Origin of the sequence: Mesobacillus subterraneus, assembly GCF_003937825.1 — a bacterium.
GTDB classification, from domain to species: domain Bacteria; phylum Bacillota; class Bacilli; order Bacillales; family Cytobacillaceae; genus Mesobacillus; species Mesobacillus subterraneus.
In genome coordinates, this window is record NZ_RSFW01000014.1 from 308,935 (window position 1) to 321,406 (window position 12,472).

Consider the following 12,472-nt stretch of genomic DNA (forward strand, 5'->3'; position numbering starts at 1 on the left):
GTTCCCTGTCAACAACTGCTTTTTCAATGAAAAAAGTTCCCCGTCAACAACTGCTTTTTCAATGAGAAAAGCTCTCCGTCAATGAACTGTTTTTTCAACGAAAAAAGCTCTCTCCGTCAATGAACTGTTTTTTCAACGAAAAAAGCTCTCTCCGTCAATGAACTGCTTCTTCAACGAGAAAAGCCCCCTGTTTTTTCAACGAAAAAAAGTTCCTCCCACATCAGGAAGGAACTTTCACTTTACTAAACTCTTCTGCCGGGACGGGTTTGCTGAAGTAATATCCTTGTGCATCGTTGCAATGGTGCTGTTTCAGAAGCGCTAATTGTTCCGCAGTCTCGACGCCCTCGGCGATGACGGACAATCCAAGATTGTGGGCCATCAGGATGATGGTCGTGGCGATGTTTTCATCACTTTTGTTCTCGGCGATATCTGTCACGAAGCAGCGGTCAATCTTGAGATGATCAATCGGAAATTTTTTCAGGTAACTGAGCGAGCTGTAGCCTGTCCCGAAATCGTCAATCGAGATGTTGACGCCTAGCTGCTTCAGTTCATGTAAAATCACGCTTGCGGACTCCACATCCATTGTCATACTTTCCGTAATCTCGATGGTCAAAAACTCCGGTTCGACCCCGCTCATTTCAAGTGCATCCCTGATCGTTTGAACCAGGTTCGGCTGGTAAAATTGGCGAATCGACAGGTTCACCGACATCGTCAGGCCAGGCATCCCGCCAGAGTGCCAGTCCCGAAGCTGAAGCAGCGCTGTCCTCAGAACCCACTCCCCAATCGGGACAATCAACCCCGTCTCTTCGGCGATTGGAATGAATTGATTCGGGGGTACATTCCCACATTTTTCATTGTTCCAGCGAATCAGCGCTTCTGCTCCGGTCACCTTATTTTTACAGAGGTTGATGATTGGCTGGTAATGGATTTCGAACTCGCCTCGCTCCAATGCTTTCCGGAGCTCGTTCTCAATCTGCAATTTTTCCAGCGCCTTCTTATCGAGCATGACGTCATAGCTCTGGAAGGTGTTCCGCCCCTGTTTTTTTGCCTGGTACATCGCGACATCTGCTTTGCCGATCAGCGTCTCGACACTCTCACCGTCATCCGGGTAAAAGCTCATTCCGATGCTCGTGGTGATATATATTTCCGTGCCATCAATCAGCACAAGCTCGGACATTTTTCGTAAAATGGCAGCCGCCAATGCCTCCGCATCCTCCCTGGTCGTACGCTCGAGCAAGATCGAAAATTCATCGCCGCCCTGCCTGGACAATATGGCACCGTCCCCCAGACAGCTCCTCATCGTTTGTGAAATGTGATGTAGCAGCTTGTCGCCCACCGAATGGCCTAGTGAGTCATTCACAACCTTAAAGCGATCAAGATCAAGGAACATAATGCAGGCTTTCTCGCCTGATTCCACATTCGCCGAGGCAATCGCTGCCTTTACTTTTTGGTCAAAAAGCCTGCGGTTCGGCAGCTCCGTCAGTGCATCATGATAGGCCATGAAATCGATTCTGTCCTTTGCCCGGTAATGCTGGATGACCAGGCTCGTGAGGTCGGTTGCCTTTTGGATGATTTTCCGGTCCTTTTCACGTGGTGAACTGGCTTGGCAGTAATACATCGCGAATATGCCAATCACCTGCTGGTCATCATCAAAAACCGGAGACGACCAGCAAGCCCTCAACCCATGGGACAAAGCCAAATCCCGGTAGTCCTTCCACAGGGGATCTGTGCCTATATCCTTCACCACGACTGGCTGCCGCAAATACGCGGATGTTCCGCACGAACCGACAGACGGACCAATTGGAATTCCATCCACAGCCTCGTTGTATGCCTTCGGCAAACTCGGAGACGAGCCATGCACCAGTTTCTGCCCGCTTGGATCTGTCAGCAGGATCGAGCAATGCGCTCCATGCGTGAACTTTTCAATAAAATGAATGATATCATCCAGTACCTTCTGGAAAGGCGCACCTTTGGCAATCAGCTGAAGGATTTCGTTTTGTCCGCTTAAAAGGGCCTCGAGCTCTTTTTTCTCCGTCAGGTCCTGGGCGCATCCTACGACACCGAGGATTTCATTGCCGTCCTTGATTGGGACCACAGATAGAAATAAATCCACTCGTTCCCCTGTTCCTTTTTTCAAAATCGTCGTTTCAAATCGCTCGCGATTTCCCTCAAGCACCCGCTTGAAATGCTGTAGCGTTTTCTCGAGCTCATCCTCATGGATCAACGAGACAAAATTCATTTGTAAAATCTCTTCCCGTGAATATCCCGTCATTTCTTCTGCTGCTTCATTGAATAATGTAAAATTCCCCTCCAGATCCAGCGCGTAGCACCCATCATGATTGTAGTTGAATAACGATTGGTACACATCAAAAAGAGAGCTGCTATTTAAATCTGGCACCATAAAAAATCACCCATCCCTGGTCAAACCCATTTCTTTCACTATATATCGGCTTTCCCTAACTATGGTTACACTGGTATTTCTTAACATACAGACGTATTTATTTTTCAACAAGGGTTTAAGCACGTGTTAAGATGGGTATATAAATATGTTGAATCAATGTTGGAGAGGAATTACATATGAGTATTCTGATCGTCGATGATAATGAAGCGAATTTATTTGTAATTGAAAAACTTTTAAATAGAGCCGGATACAAGGAGCATCTCTCATTTACATCTGCCCATGATTTATTTGGCTATCTGGAATCGGATAACCCGTATATCGTTGCGGAGCAGGTGGATGTGATCCTGATGGATATCATGATGCCTGAGGTGGATGGAATCGAGGCCTGCCGACGCCTGCAGGAAATCCCCCACCTGAAAGATATCCCCGTCATTTTCGTCACCGCCCTTGAGGACACAGGCAAGGTGGTTGAGGCACTCGATGCCGGCGGGATGGATTATCTGATGAAGCCGATCAAGAAGACGGAGCTTCTCGCCCGGATCAGGGTCGCCCTTCGGTTAAAATATGAAAAAGACTGGCACAAGAAGCAGGAAGAAAAAATCGTCAATGAGCTGGAACTTTCGATGCAGGTGCAAACCAGTCTGCTCAGCCAGCCTGTCGAGGAAGAGAATCTCCTAATCAAAGCATCCTATCTTCCAGCATACAAGCTCGCCGGGGATTTGTATTACTGGCACAGAATCGATGAGCACCGGTACGCCGTCATCCAGCTGGATATGATGGGCCACGGGATTTCATCATCGCTGGTGTGCATGTTCATCTCCTCTGTCCTTCGTGACGCCATTCGCTCGAATCCTGACCCCGAGTATGTGATTGGCGAACTGAACAAATGGATGAACTCCCTGAACCTGCATAACCAAAAGATTCCTTATTACTTCACCGCGATTTATCTGACACTTGATACAGCACAGCGAAAAATCGAATACATAAACGCTGGCCACCCAACAGCACATGCTTTGATTGACGGCGAGCATATTGAAGAACTGAAGAGCAATACATGCGCGGTCGGATTTTTCCCAGATATACATACAAATAAAACAACCATCTCCTATTCCCAATCCCTGCAACTCCTGATCTGCACCGACGGCGTCCACGAAGCCATCGACAAATACGAGCAAGCAGGCACGGAATTCCTGAAAAACGTCACAATGAAGCTTTTGGATCAGGCCAGAGACAAAGAGCCGCTTGATCTGATCCTGACACCGGAGCAGAAAGAAGCCGGGTCAGACGATATGTGCACTGTGCTGATTCAGGCGAGATAGTGGATACAAAAAAACAGAGTGGATTTCACTCTGTTTTTTCGTGTTTTAAAGAATTTATTGAATACTGTTTGAATCAGTTAAAAAACCGCTCTTTATTGTAAATTAGCACCCGCTCAATCAATACAATTAAGATAAATCTGAAGGATTTGTGGAAAGAAAAAGGTTTTTTATCCATATGTAGAATGCTATATATGCACTTTGAACTACAAGGTAAATAGGAAAACTATAAAATGAATGCCACCCATTAAAAGTAAAGATATGTGCTTTCAATGTTAGAAATTCAAACCCAACAGCTACCATCGAAGAAACAATGATGTAAATGAGTAGTCTTAAACTTCGGAGGTTCCATTTATCCAAACCGTATAGAAAAAAATAACCAAAAGGAGCGTAAAAAAACCATAATAGAAAATCAAACAATTCAAATTTCGAAGTATCGTTTATATCGTAAAAGTCAAACGGTTTTGTTGCTATCATAGTATCTAAGATAATTGGAGTAACCATACAAAACATCAATATAAGAACGGTTATTGTATGGGGAAACCTTTTTGGAAGCAATATCATCAATATGATTGATCCAAGTAGCCCAATGATGATAAACCATTCATTTATGTCAAACTTTTGAGGTGAATTCACTTTTGTAACACCTCTTTTTTAAATAATTTGTGAAAAAAAGCATTAATAACATATATACAAAGTGTTAGGCCTAAATAAAAACCAATGGAATAATTCATATTCCAAGATTCTGTATAGGTAACGATCCTAAATTTTTCAAGAAGATAATCAAAACTACACATCAAAAGGATAAAACCTAGAGTATTAATAACTTTTCTTCCTAGAGAACTAAAAGAGGAATTCACATCTAAGAACCATATTATGGATAGAGGAACAATTAACAGTCTGAAATTTTCGTATGCAAGAAATCCGTGATTATGATCTGGTATTTTTATCAGTGAATAATTTAATACTGCTAAAAAGGCGAGATTGTTATAAATAAAAATTGAAATCATCCATACAAATACTATCTCTAACATATGCATTTTTTTCTTTTTTAATATAAAAGCTAACATCAGAACAATCCCGTAAGAAAAAATTAGAGACGGAAACATATATTGGTCCAATCCTTTTGTAATTATGTTCCAAAGGAACATAAATTATTTAACAGTCGATATTCACACCAAACTTTCGATCATTCTTGATAGTATTTTTTCAGAAAAAGGATTATTTATGCAATACAACCTCATTAACAGGCTCCTTTAGAAAAGTTCGCTGCATCCAATTCCTTTTATAGTCGGGAAAATCTAAGGTGGATGCTAAGTCCTTGTGATAGTTGTTTAGGTCCCACATTGAACAATCGAGGGTATAGATATCAAATCCTCCACGAGAAATATCTGATATAAATTTATCTAATATTCCATAACTCAAAAATAGCTTAACAGATCCATTTAAGAGATTGTCTCCATAACTCCATTTCACCACTCCTCATTGAGCTTAACGATAAGCAGTTAAAGTTGAGCATTTTTACATAAGTGTTTTATCCATACCGGCTCACGATCTCTTGAATATAATGTTAAAAACCTTTATTTGAGAGATGGTGATATTATGAAAAGTTTCATCCAATGCTGTATTGGAGCTGGATTGGCTTTATTGGGTTTCATTGGGATAGGCTATGGCCTTGGGGTTGCAGGTGCTGCAGCTTTGGAAGGGATAGCAAGACAGCCTGAGGCAGTAGATAGGATCGCTAATGTTCTTTTCTTTTTAGTAGTGATTCCGGAATTGATTTTGGCTTTTTTATTAGTCAAGACCGCACTGCGTATTCACAATTGTGGCAATCAAAAAGATCGAGCTGGAGAGTAGTGGCATTCCGCCACTACTCTTTACCTTCGTACAGCCGGGTATGAACAATGAATATAAGATTGAATTGAAAATAGGATAAGCTTTTACATTTTTATCGCGCTAAATCAAGAAAGTAATCTCTCACATCTGCTGGCAATTCTTCAACTGCGAGGACTTTTAATCTTTCAGTGCCTGGTGAGGTCATAATGACATACGTCTTTTCATCATACTCGAACAATGTGAATTGGCTTATGCTGTTGGCAGATGTATCGATCCTATTTATATAATCAAAATCTTTTTCCTTAAAGTTATTTTCATAGCCTTCTAGGGTTAGCTTTGTTGCTTCTTCAAAATCCTCGGCAAACGAAATGGCTTGATAGAGTTCGAGGGAATTCTTAGGTTTAAAGAAAACTTGATAGTATGATGCTGCCCCAATAATTAAAACCGTTGCGATTAAAAAGTTTCTCCACTCTTTCAATGATTTCCCCTGAATGATCCCCATATCATGATCTCCCTTTGATTAGTTACTCAATTAGAATATTCGTTCACCCTTTGAAGCGCTTTAGCCGACTTTATTCCTTATAGTAAAATTCCTGTATAACCAGCCAACCGCATCCTCAAGGTTCTTCGCTACATAATCAATTCTCACGTCTTTTAATCGATCAGCGTGTTCATTCAGCGCAGCTTCACCAGCTCCGGTCCTGACGAGAATCTTCAGGCACCCTGCTTGTTCTGCGGCAACCAGGTCGCTCCAGCGGTCACCGATGACCACACAATTTTCGGGAATCAGATCGTGTTTTTGCTGTGCTGCGAGCAACATGCCTGTGTTGGGTTTTCGACAGGAACATCCGTCATGATGACTGTGCGGGCATAAATAGACATCATCAAAACCAAGCGTTTTTAGCTCTTCCTCGAAGTCTTCAACTTTAGCCAGCCCTCTTGAAATGCCAGGCTGATTTGTAAAAGAAAAGATCTTTACATTGTCTTGTTTTAATTTTTGGATTAGCGAGGCTGAGTAAGGGTAGAGCTCGAATTGTCCAGGGTAGTGGACTGTGTCATCACCGCCAATGGTTCCATCTCTATCTAAAAAAACCGCTTGAATCTGTCTCACAAGATCACCCCTCAATTCTCGTCTTCCATATACTCTACATCAAATAGATACATGGCTGCCCCGGCACCTTGAAAGCTTTCCTGAGTGATATTTCCTCGTTCATCTTTTTCTTCGCTGATTTTCTCTAGCCCAAAGGTTGAGATCGACCATGCCTCGACAGGCAGCTGCTCATCCTTTAATTCTTCTATTTTCCCATCAGAAACAATAAAGTTAGCTTGATCCTTTACGGCATACCCCTCCCGCATCCCTTCACTTCGTATCACATAGGATGAATAGTCTCCCTTCGCTTCTGTAATTGCTTTAAGATCCAGTCCATCGAGCACTTCAAAGAAACGGCGGGCATCAACCAAACGATCGTATTGAAGCCATGTATCAGCCCGACTATAAGTTACTTGATAGTTGCTCTTGTCAGTATCATAACGAATTTTATACAGATCAAAATGATTTTCATTCTGTCCTGCGAGCTGCCATCGTAAATCTATGATTCTGCCATCTTGATCATAATCCACTTCAAAATCCTCAAGTCCCCAATTTTGATCCTCAAGTTTTAGTTCTTGCCTGATTCGCTCATTTTCACCTTTTAAGTCCATTGTATACACAGAGCCAAGTACACTTTCGATGGATTTAGGTCTGCTTTCCCATTGATGATTCGCAAATGGGATCATCCAAAAGGTCAGGATAAAAGCCAGCAACCCAAGAAGAGCAGCCCACCGCTTTACTTCCACATTCAGCTTCGGCCGAAAAAACAACATATACACGAAAAAACCAAGCGGAACTGAAACCTGATTAATAGTAAGGTTCAATGAACCCAGCACAAAGTATCCAATGATTTTGGGCAGGAAATTAGCCTCTTCCTCTGCCTTTTTCCGCGCTAAAAACAGGATACTTCCAATGAACAGGATTGTATAAACACCCGATGCCATTTTGACCTCCGTCTTGACCATGCAAGCATGATTACCATTTTTCCCAATTTTACCATGTTATGTTCCAATAAAATACAAAAAGCAGTGGAATTTCTCCCACTGCTTTGCACAAAATTATTTTTTACGGTAAAGTTTCTCCCTCGAATTAAAGGCTTCCAAAAAGCCAAGTTCCGGCCTGGCGGTTTCCTTCGTTCCGAGACCGAGGAACCCTCCATTACTGAGGCTTTCGTCAAACAACTGGAATACCTGCTTTTGCAGATCCAGATTGAAGTAAATCAGGACATTGCGGCAAATAATGAGATGGAATTCATTAAAGGATCCGTCTGTCACCAGATTATGCTGCGCAAATACGATGTTCTTTTTCAAGGATGGCTTCAGGCGGGCCACTTCACTGTCCGCTTCATAGTACTCGGAAAATGACTTGTTCCCGCCGGCCATGATGTAATTTTTCGTATAGGCCTGCATTTTGTGCAGCGGCATAATCCCTGATTCAGCCTTCGCCAGGACGACTTCGTTCATGTCGGTCGCATAGATCTTCGTTCGATCGGCAAGGCCTTCCTCCTCGATTAAAATCGCCATCGAGTAGGCTTCCTCCCCGGTCGAACAGCCCGCATGCCAGATCCTGATCTCCGGAAGCTCCTTCAAGAGCGGAATCACTTCTTCACGCAATGCCTTGAAGAAAGTAGGGTCGCGGAACATTTCCGTGACATTGATCGAGAAATCTTTGAGTATGTCGTCTAAAACCCTCTCATTATGGATGATTTTTTCGGTCAGACTCGTGATTGTATGCAATTTTTCAGCATGCATTCTAGCAGTCGTTCGCCTCAGAATCGAGGAGCGCATATAGTTCCTGAAGTCATAGCCGGACAGGCGATAGATCGCCAACAAAAGCAATTCAAGTTCTAATTCTTCGTTTTTCACCTTTCAACCCTCTGCTTTCATCCTGATCGTCTCAATCTTCTATGACAGCCAAACCCGCATAGCTGACAGCAGCTGGTCCAGCTTCATCGGTTTGCTGATATAATCATTCGCTCCTGCATCAAGGCATTTTTCACGGTCGCCCTTCATTGCCTTAGCGGTCAGCGCAATGATTGGCAGCTCCTTGTTGCCTTCGTTGCTGCGGATTTGCCTGATCGCTTCGTATCCATCCATGACCGGCATCATGATATCCATGAGGACGATATCGACCTGGCCGGTTTCCTTCATTTTTTCGAGACAATCAGCTCCATTATCCGCTGTGACCACATTCATTCCCTCTTTTTGCAGAACATTTTTCAGGGTGAAAATATTGCGGTGGTCATCGTCAGCAATGACAACGGTTTTACCAGTCAGGACTGTCGTATTTCCGACGATGATTTCTTCTTCCGCTTGGGGCGGTTCTGGTAAAAGCGGTTTAGGTTCGGCTGTTTGCTCAATAGCTGCCGCTACCTGGTCATTCACTTCCATATCAACAATGGCAGGATAGCCATCCGGCAGGTTTGGGATGATCACCGTAAAGGTGCTTCCCACGCCTTCCTTGCTTTCAACCTTGCAGATTCCGCCGAGAAGAAGCGCGAACTCCCTTGAAATCGATAAGCCGAGGCCTGTTCCGCCATACTTCCGCATGATTGCGCCATCCACTTGCTGGAACGCTTCAAAAATCATCCGCTGCTTATCTTTCGGAATGCCAATCCCCGAATCCCTCACTGAGAACTTCACCCATGCATCTGACTGCCCTTTCAGCGGGCACCCAAGCGTTTCTTTTTCACTAGCCTTCTCAATTTTTACGCTGACAGAGCCTTTTTCCGTAAACTTGAAGGCATTGGAAAGCAGATTTTTCAGGATTTGCTGCAGTCTTTGTTCATCTGTGTAGATGATCGGCGTGACATCGTCAGATTTTTCAACGGTAAAATCAATATTTTTGTTCTTCGCAACCTGGGCGAATTGGCGTTCAATCCGTTCCGTAAACTCATCAAGGAAGACCTCTTCGAAGCTTACTTCCAGCTTTCCTGCTTCGACCTTGGACAAGTCCAGGATGTCATTGATCAAGTTCAGCAAATCCTGGCCGGAAGAATGGATGACCTTCGAGAATTCCTTCTGTTCCTCGGAAAGACCGTGCTCCTCATCATCAAGCAGCATCTCGGAAAGAAGCAGAATACTGTTCAATGGAGTACGCAGTTCATGGGACATATTCGCCAGGAATTCTGATTTGTAGGATGAGCTTTGTTCAAGCTCTCTTGCCTTCTGTTCCAAATCTTCCTTGGCCGCCTGGAGCTCTTCTGATTTCAGCTCCGCATCATGCGTGCGCTCCTCCAACTGCTCATTCATCATTCGCAGCTCTTCTGTCTGCATTTGCAATTCTTCAGACTGCGACTGCAATTCCTCTGACTGGGACTGCAGCTCTTCAGATTGTGCCTGAAGCTCTTCCGTCTGGGCCTGGGATTCGAGCAATAAGCGCTCGACTTCCATCCTGCCAATGATATTGGCAAGCCCGATCCCCAAGGTTTCAAGGACATTTTCCAGAAGTTTCAAGCTGGCTGGCGCAAACCCGGACAAGCTCGCCACTTCCACAACCGCAACCACTTCATCCTTCAGCATGACAGGCGCCATCACTATGCTCTTCGGCGGTACATTGCCCAGTCCAGTAGAAATCGTTTTGTAGTTGGCAGGGATGTCATTCATCACAACCGTGCGCTTTTCCTCCACACACTGGCCAATCATCCCTTCGCCGGCTACAAAGCCGTCACGTCCTGCTTCATCAGCGTATGAACCAACCTTTTTAAAATAAGGCTTACCAGTCGATTCATCCTTCAGGTAAAAAGCGCCAAGGTTTCCGTCCATGATTGGCGTCAGCTTTTTCATGAAGTTTTCTGCAAGCGAGGAAACCGTCACTTCCCTACTGTAGAGCTTCACAACCTCTACCGAGTTGGATTGAATCCAGTTTTGTTCCTGCATTTCTTCATTATATTTCTTTTCCTTCTCAGTGAGCTCTTCGATGGATACTGCCATCGAATTGTAGGCCCGGGCAATCTCTCCAAACTCGCCCTTAACGTCTTCATCCATGCGCGGAATCGAAGACAAATCATCATAATCGACCTTCTTGATGGACTCGGTGAAAGAATTAACTGTGCCTACCGTGTCACGAATCACCCACAGCATCACACCTGTGATCAGGACAATCGCCAGGACAACAAGGCCGATCAATCCCATGACAAGGTTGTCATATGTCCCGGTCGCCTCTTTCATGGCCTCGCCCATTAACGTCTCTTGATATTCTTTGAACTCGTCTATCTTCTCGAATAATTGGTTCCTGATCAGCATCTTGCCCTGGTAAATCGCCCGGATATCATCCCGACTAGTCCCAGTAGCCATCTGGTTGTAAATATCGCTCTCCATGAGGGCATATTCCTGATACGCTTCCTGGACTTGAGCCACAAGCACCTTTGATTTGTTCCGGTTCAGCGTCGTTTCCAGCTCGACCAGCCTCTGGCTAATACCCAGCTGGTCCCCGGCAGCCTGAGGAGCCTGAATGTTGGCACCTTCCGCATCTCCGTACTCCGTAATCAACTGAACAAGGTTCCTGTCCCGCTGGTAAAGCTGCTACCTTACGTCCGTTACCGTGCTCACTTTCGTATAACGATCCTCCACAATCTCAAGCAGGTTTCCCTTGATGGAATTCATCATCGCCAGGATCGTAAACAACAGGATGAACAAAAATAACAGTGTCAGCCCCAAACCCACATATTGCTTCCTTTTAAAGCCCATCTTCTCCCCCGCTCCCCCTAAATTTTAACTTCTATTAATATAGCAGAAATCCCGCCAGTTAGCTATTTACAAGGGGCAATTGGCGAACATTGGGAAACCCGGACGGGCATCCGCGAAAATTACCTTCTCTCAAACACATAGAAAAAGACCCTTAAGAAAGGGCCTTTCGATATTCATTGATCAAGTTGAGTACTTGTTTCTTCTCTGGCAGCGCGGAAATCGCTCCTTTTCCTGCTGCGGTAAGCGCACCGCTGGCATTGGCAAACTGGAGGATTTCTGCCTGTTTTTCTTTTAGAACCTCAAGCAGGTTGTCTGGATTCGCACCCGCTTCAAGCAGCTTGTACAAGAAGCCGCCGATAAACGCGTCCCCAGCTCCAGTTGTGTCTTGTACATCAACCTTATAGCCGGATGACTCCCATTTCGCTTCCTTCACGTACAAGTCGGCACCTTTAGCACCCTTCGTGTATATGACGGACTGAACATCTCCTGTAAAAAGGGAGCTGATTGCGTCCTCGATCTCGCTGATTCCCGTGATGAATTCAAGTTCCTCATCGGAAATTTTCACGATGTGGGCCTTGGGCAGAAATTCATGAATGGCTCTGCGGCACTCCTCGGGATCATCCCAGAGCGGCAGCCTTACATTCGGATCGAAGCTGATCAGTCCGCCGTTTTCCGTCATGAGGGAAATCGCCTGTTTATGCGCCTGCTTCATCGGGCTATCCACCAGATCAACCGAGCAAAAATGGAGGATGTCACCTTCTCCAAACCAATCGGCTTTCACATCTCCCTCGGTAAAAAGCAAATCTGCAGACGGCTTTCGATAAAAAGAAAAATCGCGCTCTCCGTTTTCCTTAAGCGAAACAAACGCCAGACTGGTATTCGCTTCCTTTGTACGCAGGATCTTATCCGTTTCAACACCAGCTTGCTCCAGCTGTTCAACCAGAAAATCTCCGAATGCATCCTCGCCCAGCTTGGTGATCATCGAAGCCCTATGCCCGAACTTTGCGACAGCCGCCGCAACATTCGCCGGAGCCCCGCCCGGTGCGCGCTCAAAAGAAACAACATCCTTCAGCGCCGCGCCTTTTTGCTGTGGGATAAAATCAATCAGTACTTCTCCAATTGAATAAAGCTTTGTCATCCT

At 44.7% G+C, this 12,472-nt stretch carries 10 protein-coding genes; 2 read left to right on the top strand and 8 right to left on the bottom strand.

Translation table 11 applies throughout. From position 1 onward, the window contains the following. Window positions 1-220: 220 nt before the first annotated feature. Window positions 221-2,401 (bottom strand): EAL domain-containing protein, encoded by a 2,181-nt coding sequence (locus tag EJA10_RS13470; RefSeq protein ID WP_125480513.1) that lies wholly within the window; start codon window positions 2,399-2,401, stop codon window positions 221-223. A gap of 176 nt (window positions 2,402-2,577) precedes the next feature. Here EJA10_RS13470 and EJA10_RS13475 point away from each other — a divergent pair, with 176 nt between their 5' ends. Both EJA10_RS13475 and EJA10_RS13480 read left to right on the top strand, forming a co-directional pair. Continuing rightward, entirely contained in the window at window positions 2,578-3,720 is a 1,143-nt protein-coding gene (locus EJA10_RS13475) for a PP2C family protein-serine/threonine phosphatase (protein ID WP_125480514.1), read from the top strand. A 1,599-nt stretch (window positions 3,721-5,319) separates the two neighbouring features. Continuing rightward, complete coding sequence (locus EJA10_RS13480) at window positions 5,320-5,574, top strand: ATP synthase subunit c family protein (protein WP_125480515.1); 255 nt, start codon at window positions 5,320-5,322, stop codon at window positions 5,572-5,574. Between the two features lie 91 nt (window positions 5,575-5,665). Here the strand turns inward: EJA10_RS13480 and EJA10_RS13485 are convergent, their stop codons facing one another. From EJA10_RS13485 to EJA10_RS13510, 7 genes are all read right to left on the bottom strand, one after another. Next, window positions 5,666-6,055, bottom strand: coding sequence for a hypothetical protein (locus EJA10_RS13485; RefSeq protein WP_125480516.1), 390 nt, complete (start codon window positions 6,053-6,055; stop codon window positions 5,666-5,668). A 60-nt stretch (window positions 6,056-6,115) separates the two neighbouring features. Then, the gene (locus tag EJA10_RS13490; RefSeq protein WP_125480517.1) at window positions 6,116-6,664 is read right to left on the bottom strand and encodes an HAD-IIIA family hydrolase; all 549 of its coding nucleotides are present in this window, start codon (window positions 6,662-6,664) and stop codon (window positions 6,116-6,118) included. An 11-nt stretch (window positions 6,665-6,675) separates the two neighbouring features. Then, window positions 6,676-7,587, bottom strand: a complete 912-nt coding sequence (locus EJA10_RS13495; protein WP_125480518.1) for a hypothetical protein — start codon at window positions 7,585-7,587, stop codon at window positions 6,676-6,678. Window positions 7,588-7,701: 114 nt separating this feature from the next. Continuing rightward, window positions 7,702-8,508: a CheR family methyltransferase gene (locus EJA10_RS13500; protein ID WP_125480519.1), complete on the bottom strand. Its 807-nt coding sequence runs from the start codon at window positions 8,506-8,508 to the stop codon at window positions 7,702-7,704. Between the two features lie 39 nt (window positions 8,509-8,547). Beyond that, a complete protein-coding gene (locus EJA10_RS13505) occupies window positions 8,548-11,133 on the bottom strand; it encodes a response regulator (RefSeq protein ID WP_246017788.1) in 2,586 nt (861 codons plus the stop codon). Between the two features lie 33 nt (window positions 11,134-11,166). After that, on the bottom strand, window positions 11,167-11,331 hold the full coding sequence (locus EJA10_RS23800) for a hypothetical protein (protein WP_246017789.1): 165 nt from the start codon (window positions 11,329-11,331) through the stop codon (window positions 11,167-11,169). A gap of 151 nt (window positions 11,332-11,482) precedes the next feature. Further along, on the bottom strand, window positions 11,483-12,469 hold the full coding sequence (locus EJA10_RS13510) for a carbohydrate kinase family protein (RefSeq protein ID WP_125480520.1): 987 nt from the start codon (window positions 12,467-12,469) through the stop codon (window positions 11,483-11,485). Window positions 12,470-12,472 lie beyond the last annotated feature (3 nt).

Excerpts from the sequence above, each read along its gene's own strand:
- EJA10_RS13470 (WP_125480513.1), bottom strand. The coding sequence starts at position 2,401 with ATGGTGCCAGATTTAAATAGCAGCTCTCTTTTTGATGTGTACCAATCG.
- EJA10_RS13475 (WP_125480514.1), top strand. The coding sequence starts at position 2,578 with ATGAGTATTCTGATCGTCGATGATAATGAAGCGAATTTATTTGTAATT.
- EJA10_RS13480 (WP_125480515.1), top strand. The coding sequence starts at position 5,320 with ATGAAAAGTTTCATCCAATGCTGTATTGGAGCTGGATTGGCTTTATTG.
- EJA10_RS13485 (WP_125480516.1), bottom strand. The coding sequence starts at position 6,055 with ATGGGGATCATTCAGGGGAAATCATTGAAAGAGTGGAGAAACTTTTTA.
- EJA10_RS13495 (WP_125480518.1), bottom strand. The coding sequence starts at position 7,587 with ATGGCATCGGGTGTTTATACAATCCTGTTCATTGGAAGTATCCTGTTT.
- EJA10_RS23800 (WP_246017789.1), bottom strand. The coding sequence starts at position 11,331 with ATGGGCTTTAAAAGGAAGCAATATGTGGGTTTGGGGCTGACACTGTTA.
- EJA10_RS13510 (WP_125480520.1), bottom strand. The coding sequence starts at position 12,469 with ATGACAAAGCTTTATTCAATTGGAGAAGTACTGATTGATTTTATCCCA.